16 protein-coding genes and 2 pseudogenes are annotated in these 19,501 nt (G+C 54.6%); 8 read left to right on the top strand and 10 right to left on the bottom strand.

Annotation, left to right across the window (positions count from 1 at the left end; translation table 11 throughout):
• The first annotated feature begins 35 nt into the window (after window positions 1-35).
• The gene (locus H7R56_RS12185) at window positions 36-1,013 is read left to right on the top strand and encodes an NAD(P)H-dependent flavin oxidoreductase (protein WP_106927029.1); all 978 of its coding nucleotides are present in this window, start codon (window positions 36-38) and stop codon (window positions 1,011-1,013) included.
• Window positions 1,014-1,063: 50 nt separating this feature from the next.
• Here the strand turns inward: H7R56_RS12185 and H7R56_RS12180 are convergent, their stop codons facing one another.
• Genes H7R56_RS12180 through H7R56_RS12165 form a run of 4 tightly spaced genes read right to left on the bottom strand, consistent with a single transcriptional unit; the run spans window position 1,064 to window position 4,136 of the window.
• Window positions 1,064-1,378 carry a non-heme iron oxygenase ferredoxin subunit gene (locus tag H7R56_RS12180; protein ID WP_106927027.1) on the bottom strand — a complete coding sequence of 105 codons (315 nt, stop codon included), beginning with the start codon at window positions 1,376-1,378 and terminating at the stop codon, window positions 1,064-1,066.
• 9 nt (window positions 1,379-1,387) lie between these two features.
• Window positions 1,388-1,864, bottom strand: a complete 477-nt coding sequence (locus H7R56_RS12175; RefSeq protein ID WP_223878933.1) for an aromatic-ring-hydroxylating dioxygenase subunit beta — start codon at window positions 1,862-1,864, stop codon at window positions 1,388-1,390.
• A 1-nt stretch (window position 1,865) separates the two neighbouring features.
• Entirely contained in the window at window positions 1,866-3,122 is a 1,257-nt protein-coding gene (locus H7R56_RS12170) for an aromatic ring-hydroxylating dioxygenase subunit alpha (protein WP_182928668.1), read from the bottom strand.
• Window positions 3,123-3,158: 36 nt separating this feature from the next.
• The gene (locus H7R56_RS12165; protein WP_106927023.1) at window positions 3,159-4,136 is read right to left on the bottom strand and encodes a 2Fe-2S iron-sulfur cluster-binding protein; all 978 of its coding nucleotides are present in this window, start codon (window positions 4,134-4,136) and stop codon (window positions 3,159-3,161) included.
• Window positions 4,137-4,251: 115 nt separating this feature from the next.
• Here H7R56_RS12165 and H7R56_RS12160 point away from each other — a divergent pair, with 115 nt between their 5' ends.
• The gene (locus H7R56_RS12160; RefSeq protein ID WP_106927021.1) at window positions 4,252-5,157 is read left to right on the top strand and encodes a LysR family transcriptional regulator; all 906 of its coding nucleotides are present in this window, start codon (window positions 4,252-4,254) and stop codon (window positions 5,155-5,157) included.
• 19 nt (window positions 5,158-5,176) lie between these two features.
• On the opposite strand, the gene H7R56_RS12155 is transcribed toward H7R56_RS12160, so the two are convergent.
• On the bottom strand, window positions 5,177-5,968 hold the full coding sequence (locus H7R56_RS12155; RefSeq protein WP_106927019.1) for a helix-turn-helix transcriptional regulator: 792 nt from the start codon (window positions 5,966-5,968) through the stop codon (window positions 5,177-5,179).
• Between the two features lie 101 nt (window positions 5,969-6,069).
• Here H7R56_RS12155 and H7R56_RS12150 point away from each other — a divergent pair, with 101 nt between their 5' ends.
• Window positions 6,070-6,828 (top strand): class I SAM-dependent methyltransferase, encoded by a 759-nt coding sequence (locus tag H7R56_RS12150; protein ID WP_106927017.1) that lies wholly within the window; start codon window positions 6,070-6,072, stop codon window positions 6,826-6,828.
• Window positions 6,829-6,913: 85 nt separating this feature from the next.
• Here the strand turns inward: H7R56_RS12150 and H7R56_RS12145 are convergent, their stop codons facing one another.
• Window positions 6,914-7,372 carry an SgcJ/EcaC family oxidoreductase gene (locus tag H7R56_RS12145; RefSeq protein WP_106927015.1) on the bottom strand — a complete coding sequence of 153 codons (459 nt, stop codon included), beginning with the start codon at window positions 7,370-7,372 and terminating at the stop codon, window positions 6,914-6,916.
• Between the two features lie 267 nt (window positions 7,373-7,639).
• On the opposite strand from H7R56_RS12145, the gene H7R56_RS12140 reads away from it, so the two are divergent.
• Together H7R56_RS12140 and H7R56_RS12135 are read left to right on the top strand one after the other, a co-directional pair.
• On the top strand, window positions 7,640-9,334 hold the full coding sequence (locus H7R56_RS12140; protein WP_106927013.1) for an NAD-dependent malic enzyme: 1,695 nt from the start codon (window positions 7,640-7,642) through the stop codon (window positions 9,332-9,334).
• A gap of 404 nt (window positions 9,335-9,738) precedes the next feature.
• A pseudogene (locus H7R56_RS12135) lies at window positions 9,739-9,999 on the top strand (ATP-binding cassette domain-containing protein); the annotation flags it as partial.
• Between the two features lie 32 nt (window positions 10,000-10,031).
• Here the strand turns inward: H7R56_RS12135 and H7R56_RS12130 are convergent.
• Window positions 10,032-10,637 carry a recombinase family protein gene (locus tag H7R56_RS12130; RefSeq protein ID WP_000509966.1) on the bottom strand — a complete coding sequence of 202 codons (606 nt, stop codon included), beginning with the start codon at window positions 10,635-10,637 and terminating at the stop codon, window positions 10,032-10,034.
• A 94-nt stretch (window positions 10,638-10,731) separates the two neighbouring features.
• On the opposite strand from H7R56_RS12130, the gene H7R56_RS12125 reads away from it, so the two are divergent.
• The 3 genes and pseudogenes from H7R56_RS12125 (at window position 10,732) to adhP (ending at window position 16,383) form a co-directional block, all read left to right on the top strand.
• Window positions 10,732-13,629 (top strand): Tn3-like element Tn5403 family transposase, encoded by a 2,898-nt coding sequence (locus H7R56_RS12125; RefSeq protein ID WP_001553819.1) that lies wholly within the window; start codon window positions 10,732-10,734, stop codon window positions 13,627-13,629.
• A 33-nt stretch (window positions 13,630-13,662) separates the two neighbouring features.
• Window positions 13,663-15,120 (top strand): annotated as a pseudogene (locus tag H7R56_RS12120) (ATP-binding cassette domain-containing protein); the annotation flags it as partial.
• Between the two features lie 252 nt (window positions 15,121-15,372).
• Complete coding sequence (gene adhP, locus H7R56_RS12115; RefSeq protein WP_106927009.1) at window positions 15,373-16,383, top strand: alcohol dehydrogenase AdhP; 1,011 nt, start codon at window positions 15,373-15,375, stop codon at window positions 16,381-16,383.
• Between the two features lie 38 nt (window positions 16,384-16,421).
• Here the strand turns inward: adhP and araJ are convergent, their stop codons facing one another.
• The 3 genes from araJ to fdxH form a co-directional block, all read right to left on the bottom strand.
• Entirely contained in the window at window positions 16,422-17,588 is a 1,167-nt protein-coding gene (gene araJ / locus H7R56_RS12110; protein WP_106927061.1) for an MFS transporter AraJ, read from the bottom strand.
• A gap of 376 nt (window positions 17,589-17,964) precedes the next feature.
• Window positions 17,965-18,621, bottom strand: a complete 657-nt coding sequence (gene fdnI / locus H7R56_RS12105; protein WP_106927007.1) for a formate dehydrogenase-N subunit gamma — start codon at window positions 18,619-18,621, stop codon at window positions 17,965-17,967.
• Window positions 18,614-19,501, bottom strand: a complete 888-nt coding sequence (gene fdxH / locus H7R56_RS12100; RefSeq protein ID WP_106927005.1) for a formate dehydrogenase subunit beta — start codon at window positions 19,499-19,501, stop codon at window positions 18,614-18,616. The genes fdnI and fdxH overlap by 8 nt, the downstream gene beginning before the upstream one ends.

The raw sequence follows: 19,501 nt of genomic DNA, 5'->3' as shown, positions 1-19,501 counted from the left end.
CCAGCAAATTCGCGCTGTAATGAGGAAATAGCATCATGAAAACGAATCGTATCACTCAGATCCTCGGCATCGAAAAACCCGTTGTCCAGGGCCCGCTTTCCTGGCTGACCGATGCCCGTTTCGTTGCCGCCGTTAGCAACGCCGGCGGCCTGGGCGTGTTAGGCCCAAACGCTGGCCTGACGGCAGAAACGGCGGTGTCGACGCCTGAAGAAACGGCAGAAAAAATGCGCGAAGAAATTCGTAAAACCAAGGCGTTAACGGAAAAACCGTTTGCCGTTAACCTGATTCCATCAGCAGAAAACGACATCTGGACCCCCGGTATTCTGCGAGTGACGAAGGAAGAGGCGGTAAAAGCCGTGGTTTATACCGGCTACGGTGAAGGCGCCATTATTCCTGCGTTGTTTGAGGAATTAAAAGCCGCAGGTATTGCCATTATCTACCGTGATATCAACCCAACGCCGGCGAATAGCCGTGAGGCAGAACGTGCGGGGGCGGATATCATTGTGGCCACAGGCTTTGATGAAGGCGGTACTCTGCCGGGCACTGCGCTGGGCACATTCTCCGTCGTTCCGATGATTGTCGACGCCGTGAAGCACGTGCCGGTCCTCGCCGCGGGAGGGATTGTGGATAAACGCACGGCCAAAGCCGCCCATGCGCTTGGCGCGGAAGGCGTGTTCGCCGGGTCGGTGTTTATCAGCACGCTAGAAAACCGCGTACCGCTGTCGGTGAAAGAAAAAATCGTCGCCGCCAACGGTCTGGACCTTAGCCTGTTCCGCACCCTGCCCGACTACTACCGTTCGCTGCCGGGGAAACTGACCGAGAAACTGGTGGCCATGGATAAAGCCGGTGCCACGAAGGAAGACATCGGCAGCGCAATGGGCGGTTTGCGCGGACTGCGTCTCGGGATGCTGGAAGGCAACACTGACGAAGGCTATATCTCATTAGGTACGGGGATTGGCGGCATTAAGCGGATTGTCAGCGTTGCCGACGTTGTTGAACAACTCTCGGTTTAGCCCTTCCAGAGAGGGGTGACTAAAAGGGCAGCCTTCGGCTGCCCTTTTCATCAGGCAAAGCGGAGATAAACCTGCTCGCCGTCGATCTGTACCGGGTAAATAGCCACACCTTCAGTTAACGGGCTGCACATTGCCTTACCGGTTTTAATGCAGAATCGGCCCTGATGCAGCGGGCACTCAATTTCACCGTCTTCAAGAAAACCGTCGCTCAAGCGCGCATTGCCGTGAGAACACTGATTATCGCTGGCAAAAACGCCCTCATCGGTACGGTAAAGCGCGATATCGCGACCGTTAATCGCGATGCCAATTACATCGTCTTCCGGCAGATCGGCCAGCTCGGCGGCAAAAATCCAGTTATCAGACATATCATCACCTCAAATAGGATAGATCAGCGAGTTAGGTACCAGTTCGCTATCGAAAATGCACAGGCGGCTGGCAAAGCGCAGCCCTTCCGCCGTTCGAACCACCGTATCGAGGTAGTAGCCCACGTTGAAGACCTCGCTGTGGCCATCCGGCTTGGTACGGAAGACGGCATAGTGGGTCCGCGCTACGATCCCTTGTTCATCGACCGAGATCACATGCGGTAACCCCACCACGTGGCGCTGGTAGTAAGGGTCATGAAAAAGCGTTTCGGCAACGCCGTAAATACGGTCTTTCAGCATACCTTTGCTTTCAAGATTGATGGTGCAAAGCGGCAGCTGGCGGTCGTAGTTCTCCCGCGGGATCACCTTATAGCAGCAGTCTTCGGTAAATAGCGTCGTCCACTTTGCCCACTCAGCGCGATCAACGGCGTCGCTGTACTCGGTTTGCAGCGCCACAAGCTGTTGCCAGATTTCATTGTTAATCATCATGTTAAATCTCCAGTACGCCGCGCCAGTAATGGTACATCCCGCGAATCAGGCTCTCCGAGACCATATGATCGCTATTTTCATAGCCGGTGCCGTTCATCTCGGCAAGGGTGCGTCGATGGTCATTGTGATGGAACCCCTGCTGAGAAAACTCCACGACTTCGCCGTCGTCAGCCGACACGAAACCGGCCGGGCCGAACAGATTGGCCTGTTTCAGACGACGTTGGGTCATCTCCTCGTCATCGTCAGCAAAACCAAAGTGAGTCCAGACAAAATCGAAGGCGTTTGGCCCGCGCGGCTGAATATGGCGTACCGACATCGAATTGACGTTTTGCTGAATAACCAGGCTCGGAAATAGCGTCATCATGACCACCGTCGGGCCGTTCCACCAGGGTTCCTCCACCACATCAAGGAAGCTGGCATCGTTCAGCTGCATTTGCTCTTTAAAGCTGCTAACTCCTTGTGTCACCGCGCTTTTACCGCCATTTCCTTTCCGGCTAATCATCGCCGCATGGCGGTATTTATCGTCCATAATCAGCTGTGAACGATTATCGGCACGCCACAGGCCAAACGTCACAAACCAGGTGTGCAGCAGGCCCGCGTGGTACGGATCTTTAATGTTTTCCTGCATCAGCTTCCAGTTACCTGGAATGCGTTGGCGGTTATAGCCCAGCAGCTCGAGCTGACGACCGCTAAACACGCGCTCAAAATATGCCAGGATATCCGGGCCCAGATACTGCTCAAGCGGCTCGACGTCGGGCGAGAAAGAGGCAAACACGACGCCATTGTGGCAAGCGACGTTCAGCTTTTTCAGCCCGTGTTCCGCAGGGTTAAAGTCCTTGGGCATTCCACCGTTGACTTTGCCGTCCTGCTTCACGCCGCGACGGAAAGGCACGCCCTGAAGGTTACCGTTGAGGTCGTAATTCCACTGATGATACGGGCAGACAAAATCGCTGCGGTTGCCCGATTTTTCACGGCAGAAGCGCATTCCACGGTGCGCGCAGACGTTTTCAACCACATTAATTTCCCCCTGTTGATTACGTACCGCGATCACCGAACGTTCGCCGATGACGCTGCGCACAAAATCACCAGGCTCTGGGATCTCGGCTTCCAGCGCCACATAGCACCAGTGTTTTCCGTAGAAAATCTTGTCGAGCTCGCGCTGGTAAATATCGTCGCGGGTATAGGCCCAGTAAGGAATACGGCTGGTCCCATCGTCTGGCCAGAGTAAATTGCTATTGGGTTCAGAGGTGAAGTTCATAGTGACTCCTTTTAGTTATCTATCCGGGTAACGACATTACGGTTGGTAATAAAACGCATCGGCGTGAATATCTTCGGCGCGGGCACCTAGCGCACGAGCCTGCAGGGTCATGGCTTCAACCATCGCCGGTGGCCCTGCCGGGTAAACCTTCCAGCCCTTCAGCGTCGGCAGATCCTGCGCAACCGCGGCGGGCAGACGCCCGGTGCGTATGGTTTCGGTTGGTGTCTCCTGGCTTAGCACTATCTGATAGCGGAAATGAGGGTATGCATTGGCCAGCGCCTCCAGCTGTTCGGTACCGTACAAATCGGCAGCCCAGCGGCAACCGTAATAGAGGTGAATGGGATTCTTCATCCCGGCGGCCAACGCCGAGCGAATAATCGACAGCTGTGGCGCCAGACCGGTTCCTCCGGCAACGCAAAGGATTGGCCCGGGATGTTTTTGTCGCAGCCAGCTGGCGCCCAAAGGGCCGTTCAGCTTAATCATGGTACCCGGCATTAGCGTTTGACTCAGCCCTGGCGTCACCCGGCCATCTGCAACAATGCGAATATGAAACTCCAGCTCATCGTCCTGCGGGCTGCCGGCCATGGAGTAGCTGCGCTGGCCGCCCCCGGGAAAGGTCAGCCTGACGAACTGCCCGGCAGACCAGCTAAAGGCTTTGGCCGGTTTCAGACGCAGCCGCCATACGTCATGGCACAGGGGCGAAAATTCGCTCACCGTTGTTTTTAACGTCCGTGCCGGGTGCACCACAATTTCATCGGTCGGCGGCAGCGCAATAGCACAATCTGAATGTAACGTCGTACAGCAGGCCAATACTTCGCCGGCAGCCATTTCCGGAGCGTCCTCCGGCAGCGTTTGCTCAACGTTGCCGCGCAGTACGGTACAACGGCAGGTCTGGCAGCGCCCGGCCATACAGCTGTAGGAAATAGCAATTTGATGTTCACGTAACACATCCAGCAGGTTACTGCCCGGCGTCACGGTGACCTGCCGGTTGACCGTAGTGAAGTCCACATGCATCACAGTTCCTTCCCTTAAATGTTGTTATTTTGTTAATGAAGCGTATAAAAAAACATCTCAGTGAGATATGCCGTGTGGTTTATCGCGGTTATTAATCGGATTGATAACGATATCTATGTCACGTTTACACGAAGTGGATCTCAACCTGCTGGTGCTCTTTCGCCATATGTACACTGAACGTCATACCGGGCGCGTGGCGGAGATTATGGGGCTGACTCAGCCATCCGTTAGCCATGCGCTAAAACGTTTACGCGTCATGCTGGACGATGAATTATTTGAAAAAGCGTCGCGCGGTATGCGCCCTACGCCCTATGCCGAGGCCATTGCCGGTGATGTGGATGATGTTCTGAGCGCGCTGGAAAAGACGCTGAGCTATCGCAATACCTTCACGCCGTGGGAGAGCCAGCGCGAGTTTCGCGTGGCGATGACCGACCTGGGTGAAATTTACCTGCTGCCCAGGTTAATGAATCTGCTGAGTAAAGAGGCGCCGGGAGTCCGTATTACCACCGTGCGCGACACCGCGGTGCCGCTGAAAATAGAGATGGAAAACGGCGGCGTTGATCTGGCGATCGGCCTATTGCCGCAGCTGGAAGCGGGGTTTTATCAGCGCCGGTTGTTCGACCAACGCTATGTCTGCCTGATGCGTAAAGATCATCCGCTAAGCGCCGTCCCGTTCGATGAGGCGGCGTTTCGAGCAGCCCAGCACATTAAAGTGATGGCCCAGGATTCAGGGCATAAGCGGATCTTCGAACTGTTTGCCAAAGCGGGAATCAGCGATCAAAGCCTGCTGTGCGTACCGCATTTTATGGCGATCCCCTACATCCTGAGCGAAACCGACTTTATTGTTACGGTGACCGAGAAGCTGGCGCTGCAAACGGCGCAGCGCTTCGGGTTGGCCATTCGCCCGCTGCCTTACGCGCTCCCCGGCATCCAGATTAACCTGTTCTGGCACAGCCACGTACACCAGGATGCCGCTAACATTTGGCTGCGCCGCTGCTTTATGCGCCTGTTTACAGAATAGTCGCGACTAGGTGACAATGTCACTTATTGAGGCATTCAGGAACCAACATGATCATTTTTAGCGCCCGATTACTGGACAACTGCCAGCTCAGTTGGCGATAAGTCACATCGCCCTGTCCGGCGTGGTGAAATATCCGTTCTCCCCCTTCTCGCACAATAACCTGCTGTTGCGCCCAGAATTCGCGAAAATCGCGGCTGTTGTCGGTCATCTGTTGTACAAACGCGTTCAGGGCGCTGTCGTTAGGATAATGAATAGCGTCGGCGCGCAGTTCGGCGACGATTCGCCGTGCGCGTGCCTCCCAGTTATCCACCAGGGTACGCGCCAGCAGGTTATGAAACATAAACATCATCATATTAGGCGCGGGATCGGTATCCAGCCAGCCGCTAAACAGCGCCTGCGCCCCGCTATTCCAGGACAATACCTGCCAGGTGAGATCTAATAAGTAACACGGCGCAGCAACCTGATGAACGGTTGATAAGATGGTTTGCTCTACCGCCGGTACCTGTTCACTTAGCGGATCGCTTTTGTGCGCGAGCAGGAAAAGATATTCACGCTCTGCGGAATTGAGCTGAAGGGCGTTCGCAATGCCTGAAAGCGTCTGTGCCGAAACGGTCACGTCGCGCCCTTGCTCTAGCCAGGTATACCAGGTGGTGCTGATGCCGCTCATTTGCGCCACCTCTTCACGACGTAACCCTTGGGTCCTTCGACGAGAAAGGATGGGAATACCTAATCGTTCCGGGGACGTATTCTCGCGCTTAACGCGCAAGAAAGCGCCCAATGCTTGTGGCCCTGTCAGCCCGCTTTTGTCCATGGTAGTGATTCGATATACCAGTATAAGTAGCAATATTGTACCCGTATTAATCCGGGCGTATAGTCCATTTTAACAACAACATAACAATGAGGAAGTCGGGTATGAGCAATCATCATGAAGCATTAGTTAAAGCACAGTTTGGCGGTCAGGCTGCTGCCTATTTGCAAAGCAACGTCCATGCGCAGGGCGCGGATTTACGCCGCCTGGCAGAATGGTTAGCCAATGCCGGCGACGCCAATCTGCTGGATGTAGGCTGTGGCGCCGGGCACGCGAGCTTCACCGCCGCCCCTTTGGTTGCGCAGGTGACCGCCTACGATCTGTCTGACGGCATGCTGGCAGTCGTCGCCGAGGAAGCGGAAACGCGCGGCTTGCACAATATCGTCTGTGCCCAAGGGCCTGCTGAAGCCCTGCCGTTTGCCGATCGGCATTTTGATATCGTCATCAGCCGCTATTCCGCCCACCACTGGCACGATATGCAGGCGGCATTGATGGAAATTCGCCGCGTTCTGAAGCCTGGCGGCCGTTTTATCATGATGGATATCGCATCACCGGGAAAAGCGATTCTCGACATCTGGCTGCAGACGATTGAAATGCTGCGCGATCCTTCGCACATTCGTAACTATTCGCAGGGAGAATGGCTGGCCATGGTCAATAGTCGGGGCCTGATGGTCGAAAAACTGGTGGGCGATACGCTGCGCCTGGAGTTTTCGTCCTGGGTGGCGCGAATGAAAACGCCCGACAATATTGTGGAAGCAATACGCTATCTGCAAAGCCGGGTTTCTCAGGAGGTGCACGCGCATTTTGCCATTGAGGATGACGGCAGCTTCACTACCGATACCATTATGTTTGAGGCGCGATAAGAGAGTTTGCTAGCGTTCTCATTGATGATGGAATATTGTGACAGTGTCACATAAAAACAACGGGCCCTGCAGGCCCGTGAATAACCTAGCCTTCCGGCATTGCTGATGAATGGTGGCTGGAGATTTTCCAGTCACTACCATCCCATGCGTAGGTAAACGTGTAACGGGCTGAAACCTGCGTTTTGTCGGCAAAAGTAAAGGTATATGTTCCCGTATCAATGGCTTTATTGCAGCCCAGGCGAATAGTACGGGTATCAATCTTGCCGACGGGTTTCTTTGCCAGGAAATGCTCAAAGTAATCCACTCGCTCGGCATCCGTCAGGCGAACCTGATTCGATACGGTAGGTAATAAAACGGCATCGCTAAGATAGCCTTCGGCCACCTTTTTAGCATCCCCGGTTTTCAGGGAGTCATTCCAGCGGTCAAATAATCCTTCAATCTGTGCTTTGTCGACTTTCACACAATCAGATGCGGGCGCGGTTGAAGCCAATGCGGACCCAGATATAAGAAGCAGTGAACCAAGGGCATAAGTTATCTTCTTCATACTATTCCTTTGTTTTAATGTGGAAATTATGAATTGAAAATACATTTGATTTCACTGCGAAACAATCATAAAACAATATAGTTACAGTGGTTTACATATATTGAATTTTGGATTCTTTGAGCGCCTATACGTAGTCTGATTGCTGAAGTTATCACCATCCCCCCGCTTTTTTGTGCCCTTTCCCTCAATTTGTCACCATCATGTTAAAGCTTGCTCTATAATCTGGCCCGCCGCTGGTGTGGAGTGAAAATTACGGAGTGAAGTCAGATGTTACCAGGTAAGAAAAATCGTTCCCTGTATATCCCCTATGCAGGTCCGGTTCTGTTGGAATTTCCGCTGCTCAATAAAGGCAGCGCGTTCAGTATGGAAGAACGCAGCAATTTTAACCTGTTAGGGCTACTGCCTGAAGTGGTTGAAAGTATTGAGGAGCAGGCCGAGCGTGCCTGGATCCAATATCAGGGTTTCAAAACTGAAATCGACAAGCATATCTACCTGCGCAACATTCAGGACACCAACGAAACGCTCTTTTATCGTCTGGTCGAAAATCATCTCGACGAGATGATGCCCGTCATCTACACCCCTACCGTAGGCGCGGCCTGTGAACGTTTCTCTGAGATCTATCGTCGCTCCCGCGGCGTGTTCATCTCCTACCAGAACCGTCACAACATGGACGATATTCTGCAAAACGTCCCCAACCACAACATTAAAGTGATCGTGGTGACCGACGGTGAACGCATCCTTGGCCTGGGTGACCAGGGGATTGGCGGCATGGGGATTCCAATCGGCAAACTGTCCCTGTACACCGCCTGCGGCGGTATCAGCCCGGCATACACCCTGCCTGTCGTGCTGGATGTGGGGACCAACAACCAGCAGTTGCTGAATGACCCGCTGTATATGGGCTGCCGTAACCCGCGCATCAGCGACGATGAATACTATCAGTTCGTTGACGACTTTATTCAGGCCGTTAAACAACGCTGGCCAAACGTGCTGCTGCAGTTTGAAGATTTTGCGCAAAAAAATGCGATGCCGCTACTCAACCGCTATCGCGATGAGATCTGCTGCTTTAATGATGATATTCAGGGCACTGCGGCAGTCACCGTAGGTACGCTGATTGCTGCAAGCCGCGCCGCCGGTAGCCAGCTTAACGAACAAAAAATTGTCTTCCTCGGTGCCGGTTCCGCCGGTTGCGGCATTGCAGAGCAGATTATTTCGCAGATGCAGCGCGAAGGGTTGAGCGAAGAACAGGCGCGTAGCCGCGTCTTTATGGTTGACCGTTTTGGTCTGTTGACGGACCAGATGCCAAACCTGCTGGCGTTCCAGAGTAAGCTGGTACAAAAACAGGAAAAAATTCAGGACTGGCAGTACGACAATGAGCAGATCTCGTTGCTTGACGTCGTGCGCAACGTGAAGCCGAATATTCTGATCGGCGTGTCTGGCCAGACCGGGCTGTTTACGGAAGAAATTATCCGTGAAATGCACAAACACTGCCCGCGCCCGATCGTGATGCCGCTGTCTAACCCAACCTCACGCGTTGAAGCCACGCCGCAGGATATCATCAGCTGGACCGATGGTCAGGCGCTGGTTGCCACCGGTAGCCCGTTTGCGCCGGTAACCTGGAAAGATACCGTATACCCTATTGCGCAGTGCAATAACTCCTATATTTTCCCGGGCATAGGTTTAGGCGTGATCGCCTCTGGCGCCTCACGCATTACCGACGAGATGCTGATGTCGGCAAGCGAAACGCTGGCCAAGCACTCGCCGCTTGCCACCCAGGGCGAAGGACTGGTGCTGCCCGAGCTGAAGGACATTCATAAGGTGTCTCGCGCAATTGCATTTGCGGTCGGTAAAATGGCTCAGCAACAGGGCGTGGCGACCAACACGTCCGCCGATGCGCTGCAGGAAGCGATCGATGAGAACTTCTGGCTGCCGGAGTATCGCAGCTATCGTCGTACCTCAATTTAATCTCCTCTCTCATCCCGGCTGAGCATAGTGACGTCGGGATTTTCCCTTTTTGCTGTTTGACGTGTTCAATAAGCACGATGCTGATGTGTCATTCATTGAGAAGCAATAATATGTATGTTGTAACTAATGTTTTTTAAGTGGCATAAAACGCATGCTGCGGCTAGACTGCTTTTACCGTTCAATCTAACAACATCAAAAGGAGGTTAATTATGCTGTACTGTGAAATTTTCAATGTTTCACATACATTTGGTGATCGTACCTGCTCAAGCGTTATCGGTATCGTGCTGCGATAACTTCTGCTTGAGCGAAGACATCAACTCTTAATCCCTTCCCTCGGGCTTACCAGGTTATCGTCAGCGATGTTTGACGAGGCATTTTCATGCCTGTAACACTTGAGTAAGCAAATGAGCACTTTACTAACTGCACAATCTCTTCACGTTGAGACGGCATTCGGCCCGCTTTTCGACGCACTCACCTTCACCCTGAAGAAAGGCGACCGCATCGGTCTGATTGGCTATAACGGCTGCGGAAAAAGTACCTTATTACAGGTGCTTGACGGCTCAGTATCGCCCACTTCCGGTAGCGTATCACTCGCCGCCAGCTGCCTGATGGCGCGCGTGGAACAGCATCTTCCCGACGCGCTGCTCTCGCAGTCGTTGATTCAGGGGTCGGTTCCGGCTGAGGGCGAAATGACACCCTAAGCGTTAGCTCTGTGTCGTTGCACGATGTCAGCGACGGTATTCTTGCTGATACCGAGCTCGCGTGCGATCCAGCGATAGCTGCGTCCCTCGGCCCTCATCGCAACCACCTTAGGCAAAAGTCGGTCTGATTTTGGTCGCACTCCGGCCTGACGACCAAGCCTCTTACCACGTGCCTTCGCAACAGCAAGGCCTGACTTGACCCGCTCGCTGATGAGATCCCGCTCAAACTCCGCAATGCCGGAAAGAAACGTCGCCAGCATTCGTCCATACGGCGACGAAAGATCGAACGCCATTCCATTCATGGCTATCACGGAAACCTTCCAGTTCTCCAGTTCACGTAGCGTATTGAGCAGATCGAGCGTCGAGCGCCCCCACCGGGAAAGCTCAGTGACCAGGATTGCATCAATTTGTCTGGACTGGGCAAGCGCCAGGACTTTCTTTCGCTCGGCCCGGTCGAGTTTAGTTCCTGAACCTGTTTCCTTAAATATTCCCACCACGTCGTAGCCGGCACGGCCGGCGAAGGCTCGCAGATCAAATTCCTGGCGTTCACAAGACTGATCCGCTGTTGAAACCCGGCAGTAAATGGCGGCACGATGTCCCAATTGAACCCTCCTGGATTTTTGTATCGGAACGCCCTGATTTATATGGGCTGGCTGTTGTCCAAAACAGACTATACTTCAAAAGGGACGAATTTGTATGTCACGACGCCATATTTTCACCGAACGGCAGCGAGCAGCGCTGTTCGATCTGCCCACGGACGAACTGTCGCTACTGAAGTTCTACACGCTGGGCGATGATGACCTGGAAAACATTAGGCAGCGCCGCAGACCGGAAAACAGGATTGGCTTTGCCCTGCAACTTTGTGCCTTACGATATCCGGGCCGTGCACTGGCTCCTGGTGAGATGATCCCGCGTGAAGTCCTTTCCTTCGTCGGTGCTCAGCTTGGAGTTCCGGCTGATGCGCTTCTCACTTATGCCACACGGCGCCAAACCCGTCAGCAGCACATGGACACGCTGCGCGAAATTTACGGCTACAAGACCTTCACGGGCCGTGGTGCCCGTGATCTGCGTGAGTGGACTTTCGGCCAGGCCGAAGATGCCAGATCAAACGAGGATCTTGCTCATCGTTTTATTGTGCGGTGTCGGGAAACTTCCACCATTCTGCCCGCAGTATCGACAATCGAGCGCTTGTGCGCGGATGCTCTGGTCGCCGCTGAGCGGCGGATTGAAACGCGGATTGCGGAAAATTTAACAGCGGATGTTCGCGATCACCTGGACAAACTTCTGAGTGAAATGCTCGCCGGCAATATCAGTCGTTTCATCTGGCTTCGCAACTTCGAGGTTGGTAACAACTCGGCTGCTGCTAACCGTTTGCTCGACAGGCTCGAATTTCTGCGTACCCTGAATATCAATCATAGTGCTTTGGCCAGCATACCTGCCCATCGCATTGCCCGGCTGCGTCGGCAGGGTGAACGCTACTTCACCGACGGTTTGCGTGACATCACTTCGGACCGCCGCTGGGCGATCCTTGCCGTCTGTGTTGTGGAGTGGGAAGCGGCGATTGCTGATGCCATAGTCGAAACCCATGACAGGATCGTAGGAAAAACCTGGCGGGAAGCGAAGCGCCAGCATGACGAAACAATTTCCGGCTCTAAAGCCACACTCACGGATACGATCCGTACCTTCACCGCGCTGGGAGCTTCGTTGCTTGAGGCCCGCAGTGACGGAACCCCGCTGGAGATGGCTGTCGCCAGTTCGGTTGCATGGGACCGGCTCGCTCAACTGGTAGCGACAGGGACTCAACTCAGCAACACGCTAGCCGATGAGCCTCTTGCATATGTCGGGCAGGGATACCATCGCTTTCGTCGTTATGCGCCCCGCATGTTGCGCTGTCTGAAGCTCGAAGCCGCGCCGGTCGCCGGACCATTGGTAGCAGCAGCTTTGTCGATCGGAGAGATGAAAGGTGTTGCATCGCCAGAAAGGCGTTTCCTGCGGCCCAGCTCCAAATGGAACCGTCATTTACGAGCTCAGGAAAAAGGAGATACCCGTCTTTGGGAAGTGGCGGTACTCTTTCACCTCCGGGATGCTTTTCGTTCCGGAGATGTCTGGCTCGCTCATTCGCGCCGCTATGGTGACCTCAAGCAGGTACTGGTGCCGATGATCGCGGCGCAGGAAAATGCAAAACTGGCCGTGCCTTCCAACCCACAGGATTGGCTGGCAGACAGAAAGGCGCGACTCACGATCGCTCTTAAGCGGCTGGCCCGGGCTGCCCGTAACGGCACTATTCCGCACGGTAGCATAGAAGATGGAACGTTGCGGATCGACAGGTTGACAGCAGACGTGCCGGATGGTGCCGAGGCACTCATACTGGATCTGTATCGCCGAATGCCGTCCGTTCGGATTACCGACATGCTGCTTGAAGTTGATGCAGCCCTTGGTTTCACAGATGCGTTTACCCATCTGAGAACCGGGGCTCCATGTCGCGACCGGATCGGTCTGCTCAACGTCCTGCTCGCTGAAGGGCTCAATCTGGGCCTGCGTAAGATGGCGGAAGCTACAAACACGCATGATTACTGGCAGCTCTCACGCCTTGCCCGCTGGCATGTTGAAAGCGAAGCCATGAACCAGGCATTGGCAATTGTGGTGGCCGCGCAGGGTAAACTGCCGATGTCACGCGTCTGGGGGATGGGCACGTCAGCATCGAGCGATGGTCAGTTTTTCCCGACAGCGCGGCATGGCGAAGCCATGAACATGGTCAATGCCAAATATGGTTCTGTTCCCGGCCTCAAAGCGTATACTCACGTAAGCGACCAGTTCGCGCCATTCGCTTGTCAGTCGATCCCGGCGACCGTGAGCGAGGCACCGTATATTCTCGATGGACTACTGATGAACGAGGTCGGTCGCCATGTTCGCGAACAGTATGCCGATACAGCAGGATTCACCGACCATTTGTTCGGAGCCAGTAGCCTGCTCGGCTACAATCTCGTTCTGCGAATCAGGGATCTGCCATCGAAGCGGTTGTACGTATTTAATCCCGATACGACCCCCAGGGAGTTACGCAAGTTGGTAGGTGGAAAAGCCCGGGAGGATCTTATCGTTGCGAACTGGCCTGATATTTTCCGTTGTGCCGCGACGATGACCGCTGGCAAAATCAGGCCCAGCCAACTCCTGCGCAAGCTCGCTTCTTACCCACGACAAAACAACCTTGCAGTTGCGCTTCGTGAAGTTGGTCGTATTGAACGGACCCTTTTCATTATTGAGTGGATCCTGGATACGGACATGCAGCGGCGTGCTCAGATCGGTCTTAACAAGGGAGAGGCCCACCATGCGCTCAAAAATGCGCTCCGTATCGGGAGGCAGGGGGAAATTCGCGATCGCACGACAGAGGGGCAGCACTACCGAATCGCTGGGCTCAATTTATTGACTGCGGTGATCATTTACTGGAATACCGTCCATCTTGGTCATGCCGTCACGGAGCGGCGGAACGAAGGGTTGGATGTTCCCCCTGAATTTCTTCCCCACATATCCCCATTGGGCTGGGCGCACATTCTACTGACTGGCGAATATCTTTGGCCCAAGGAACCGAAAGCTTAGGGTGTCATTTCGCCCTCAGCCGGAACCGACCCCATTCAGGCCGTGCTGGCGCAATTACCTGTCGCCATGCGCGAAAGCGAGCGCTGGCAGGCGGAGCGTTTGCTGGTTGAGATGGGATTCACCGTCACCGAAATTGACCATCCTGCGGCAACCCTAAGCGGCGGACAGCACACGCGTCTTTTGCTGGCGCGCGCACTGATTCGCCAGCCGGATTTACTGCTGCTGGATGAACCGGGTAACCATCTCGATCTCCCCACGCTGCTGTGGCTGGAAACGTTCCTGAACGGCTGGAGCGGGAGTTTTATCCTGGTTTCCCACGATAACCCGCTGCTGGATGCGGTAACCAACACCAGTTGGATACTGCGCGATAACACCCTGCACGCCTTCTCTCTGCCCTGTTCCGCCGCCCGCCAGGCGCTGGCAGAACAGGATGAAAGCGATGCGCTGCGCCACAAGGCCGAGCAAAAGGAGATCGACCGGGTTGCCGCCAGTGCCAAACGGCTGGCGATTTGGGGTCGGGTATACGACAACGAAGATCTCTCGCGCAAAGCCAAACAGATGGAGAAACAAGTCACGCGGCTTAAATCGTCACAAACCGAACTGACTACCGGTACACCCTGGCGGCTCGCGCTGCATGGTGATGCCGTACGTGCGGATCGGCTGCTGGAAATGGATAGCCTCCCCGTTGCGCCAGCCGAGGGGCTACCGCCGCTGTTTACCACGTCGACAACCCGACTGCAAAGCGGCGATCGGGTCGCCATCATGGGGCGTAACGGCGGCGGTAAATCCTCGTTGTTGCGCCTGCTGTGGCGGCAAATGCAGCAGCAAACGCCCGACGCCGGGCTAAAGCTGCATCCCCGACTGCATCCCGGTTATTACGATCAAACGCTTCAGCAGTTGGCCGATGATGCCACGCTGCTCGACGCGCTGGAATCGTTCGAACCGTCAGCGGAAATCCGCAAGCGCGCGTTAATTTCAGCGGGTTTTGGCTGGGCGCGGCACGGGCAAAAAGTCAGTACGCTCAGCGGCGGTGAGCGTTCTCGCCTGCTGTTTATTGGCCTGTCGCTTGCCCGCTACAGCCTGCTGTTGCTCGATGAACCGACCAACCATCTGGATATCGAAGGGAAAGACGCGCTGGCGCAAACCATTCGCGACTATCCCGGCGGCCTGCTGCTGGTCAGCCACGACCGCCAGCTGATTAGCCAAAGCTGCAACCGCTTCTGGCTGATTGACGAACGCGGGCTGAGCGAATGGCCGGATGCCGACGCGGTGTACGCGCAGATAAGAGACACAGCGAGCCGCCGTTCTCCTCTGCCAACGCGTCCTCCCGCTACCCATGAAGCCCTGAGTGACGATGCGCTGCTGGAACGCTTAATCACCCTTGAGCAACTGTTGGCCGACGATGTTGCCCGTAAACCCAAACATCAGAAGCCGCAGCATCAGGAACAGTGGCGTGAGGAGATCGCAAAAATACACGCACAATTAGCGTAACCCCATGCCCGACGCCAGCTTGTTTCGGCGTCGGGCATCATTCATCCCGTGCAGGGCACGCCATTTATAAGCCAGACAAAAGTGTTTACCACTGTCTACCGGGTAACCACTCGCTGAATAAAGCAGCAATATCCGACTGTATCAATATGAAAACCCACCAGATTTTTCCCTGTTCGCGCCTTGCGTTTTGCCCATGGATGGCTAATCATTAATGAGTATTATTGTCGATTACAAATTAACCAGGAGTAGGATATGAAGGCTGCTGTCGTCACTCATGACCATCAGGTAAACGTCACCGATAAGAAACTGCGTCCGCTGCAGCACGGTGAAGCGCTGTTATCCATGGAATGCTGTGGGGTCTGTCATACCGATCTGCACGTAAAAAACGGCGATTTCGGCGATAAGACCGGGGTGATCCTCGGCCACGAAGGAATTGGTATTGTGAAAGAAATCGGCCCGGGCGTGACCTCGCTGAAAGTGGGCGATCGTGCCAGCGTTGCCTGGTTCTTTGAAGGCTGCGGCCATTGTGAATACTGTAATTCCGGTAATGAGACGCTGTGTCGCTCGGTGAAAAACGCTGGCTACACCGTCGATGGCGGTATGGCTGAAGAGTGCATCGTCACCGCAGACTATTCGGTAAAAGTACCGGACGGCCTGGGCTCTGCCGAGGCCAGCAGCATCACCTGCGCGGGTGTCACCACCTATAAAGCGGTCAAAGTTTCGCACATCAAACCGGGCCAGTGGATTGCTATCTACGGCCTGGGCGGCCTGGGTAACCTGGCGCTGCAGTACGCGAAAAACGTCTTTAATGCCAAAGTGATCGCACTGGACGTTAACGACGAACAGCTGAAGCTGGCGGCAGAAATGGGCGCTGACCTGACCATCAACTCACGCAGCGAAGACGCCGCGAAAATTGTGCAGGAAAAAACCGGCGGTGCGCACGCAGCCGTGGTTACCGCCGTCGCCAAAGCGGCGTTTAACTCCGCGGTTGATGCCGTTCGCGCCGGTGGCCGCGTAGTCGCCGTTGGCCTGCCGCCGGAAGCCATGAGCCTGGATATTCCGCGCCTGGTGCTGGACGGTATTGAAGTGGTAGGTTCCCTGGTCGGCACACGTCAGGATCTGACCGAAGCCTTCCAGTTTGCCGCCGAAGGTAAAGTGGTACCGAAAGTGGCGCTGCGTCCGTTAAACGACATCAACGCTATTTTCAAAGAAATGGAGCAAGGCCAGATTCGCGGCCGTATGGTCATCGATTTACGCCATTAATGCTTAGTGCCTCTCCCCGCCGGGGAGAGGCTTATTGCTTAGCCACCAGCCGCTAACGCCTGACGCTGTTGATAGCGGGCGTAAATCAGTAAAGAAGACATGGCCAGGAACGATAGCGCCGCCGCCGGCAACGCCACGCTGTTCCAGCCGAAATTAAGCGTAATCATCAGCCCGCCGAAGAACGCGCCAATCGCGCTGCCGAGATTAAACGCAATCTGTCCCCCTGCCGCCCCCAACATCTCCCCGCCTTTCGCATTTTGTAGCAGCAGAATTTGCAGCGGCGCAGACAGCGCAAACAGCCCCGCACAGCAGACAAACGCCAGTATCAGCGATGCGACCGGGAAACCACCTAGTGCGAAGATCAACAGCAGCGCAACCACGATAACAAAATCCGTCGTTGCCGCAATGCGTAGCGGGCTGAAGCGACCAGACAGCTTACCGCTGAGGATATTCCCCAGCACCATCCCGAGCCCCACCAGCATCATAATGAACATCATCGCCCCTTCGGTAAAACCCGAAACGTTCATCATAAATGGCTTGATATAGCTAAACCACGCAAAGACCCCGGCATTGCCGAACATCGTGGCGGCAAAAATAAGCCACGGCGCAGGGCTTTTGAGGAAATGGAATTGTTCGCGCAGGCGGGCATCCGATTTATCAAATAAGGTCGGCACCCAGGCCATTATCGCCAGCAGTACCGCAACGTCAAACAAGGCAATGGCCAGAAATGTATAGCGCCAGCTAAACTGATGCCCCAACCACGTCCCCGCGGGCACCCCCACCAGGTTCGCCACCGTCATCCCGGCAATCATGCCCGCCACCGCGGCCGTTACCCGCCCCCGGGGGGCAATTTTCGACAGAATAATCGCCCCGACGCCAAAGAACGCGCCGTGCGGAAATCCCGACACCAGCCGCCCGAACGCCAGCATAACGTAGCTAGAGGAGACGGTAAAAATGATGTTACCGAGAATACACAGCGCCGCCAGCAGCAGCATGATGGATTTCAGGGAAAACCGCGTTGAGAACAGCGCAATAATCGGCGCACCGATCACCACGCCAAAGGCATACCACGAGATCATATTCCCCGCTGCCGGGATCGAGATCCCGACATCGTGCGCCAGCTCGGGCAGCACGCCCATAATGCCAAATTCAGCCATACCCAGGCCAAAAGTGCCAAGAGCCAGCGCGAAAATTGTCTTTTTCATCCCTCTAATCACTTGTTTATGTTGAGTTTGCTGGATGGCATTATCAAGCATAGGACAGACGCAAACCAGATAAAAAGGCATAACGATGGATTTATCCATAAATACAGCGTGAATGGTACGACGATCGCTAAAATGTCGATAAATGTAACGCCATACGCTTTTCTGGAAGCGTTCTTTTAAAGGCATGGCCTTTTAACCCGCTCAGGGGATAAATAAGCTGAATACACGGCACTTCATTTGCAACTTGCCTCTCGCACGAATGTCATCGCAGCGTTTGACGCATTAATCATCAATACCGAATGCCGCCTATAAAAAAAGCGGCTTAATATTTCCTATTGAGGAAACACTAAACCGCTCTTCACCTGACGAAGAGAAGCTACTTCATCCCTTCCATACTCTCTTTCTTCGCCTCTTCCCGCTCGACGTCACGATACCAGCGCGGATGGTGCTTCTGCGCCCAGCGACGGCTGACTTTACCTTCAATCATGCCTTTAATCGATCCTTTGACCCAGAATGCCATATACATATGGATAAGGATCGCGTGGATCAGAATAATGGCCGAGGTCGCATGAATCAACAGCGCATAACGGATAACCTGAATCGGGAAATAAGGCGCAAAGTACGGTCGCCAGATAATCACCCCGGTCACCAGCAGCACGAAAATCATGCTCATGATGGTCCAGAACATCATCTTTTGCCCGGCGTTATATTTACCGACGCGCGCGACTTTATGCTCGTTGCCCTTCAGTACTTCTACAATCCCCAGCACCCACGGAATATCCTGCTTATCCGGAATGTTATGGTGTACGAAACGCGCGAACATAAACATCAGCACCACGAAAATCAGCACGCCAAAAAACGGGTGCAGAATACGCCCCATTTGCGGCGTCCCGAATGTTTCGGTCAGCCACTGCAGCGTCGGGAAGAAGAACGAAATTCCCGAAACGGCCACCAGGAAGAAACAGATAACCACCGTCCAGTGACAGGCGCGATCGATAAACTTCGTGCGCACAATCATTTTCGACTTACTCATGGCCATCCTCCTCTTCGTCATCGTCAACTTCTTTGTTCGGGCCAATACCGATGTAGTGATAAATCAGCCCGGCAAACGTCGCGATAAAGCCGGCGGCCGACAGCGGCTTCAGCGCGCCCTTCCAGAGGTTGATGCTGGTATCAATCGCCGGATCCTTCGGCAGCTTATGATACAGCTCAGGCTGATCCGCGTGATGCAGCACATACATCACGTGCGTCCCCCCCACACCCTCCGGATTGTAAATACCGGCATGAGGATAGCCGCGTTTTTTAAGCTTATCGACCCGCTCCTGCGCCACGTCCAGCATCTCTTTCTTGGTGCCGAAATGAATCGCACCCGTCGGGCAGGTTTTGACACAGGCCGGTTCTTGCCCCACGCTGACGCGGTCTACGCAGAGGGTGCATTTATACACGCGGTTATCCTCTTTATTGAGGCGCGGAATATTAAATGGACACCCGGCGATGCAGTAGCCGCAGCCGATACAATTATCCTGCTGGAAGTCGACGATACCGTTAGCGTACTGAATAATGGCACCGGCAGACGGACACGCCTTCAGGCAGCCCGGGTCCTCACAGTGCATACAGCCGTCTTTACGAATCAGCCACTCGAGCTTGCCGTTCTGTTCGGTTTCGCTAAAACGCATCACCGTCCAGGACTTGGCACTCAGGTCCGCCGGGTTGTCGTAAACGCCGACACAGTGCCCCACTTCGTCACGAATATCGTTCCATTCTGAGCAGGCCACCTGGCAGGCTTTACAGCCCACGCAGGAGGAGACATCAATCAGCTTGGCCACTTCTTCCTTATAATCCCGCGCACGTGGCGCGGGGGTAATCGGATTGGTTGCCGAGCGTTTGATAATGTCTTGTGTTTCCATTGCCAT

It is taken from the genome of Klebsiella sp. WP3-W18-ESBL-02 (genome assembly GCF_014168815.1).
In the GTDB taxonomy this organism is placed as follows: domain Bacteria; phylum Pseudomonadota; class Gammaproteobacteria; order Enterobacterales; family Enterobacteriaceae; genus Kluyvera; species Kluyvera ascorbata_B.
This window is presented reverse-complemented; position numbering and strand designations above follow the sequence as displayed.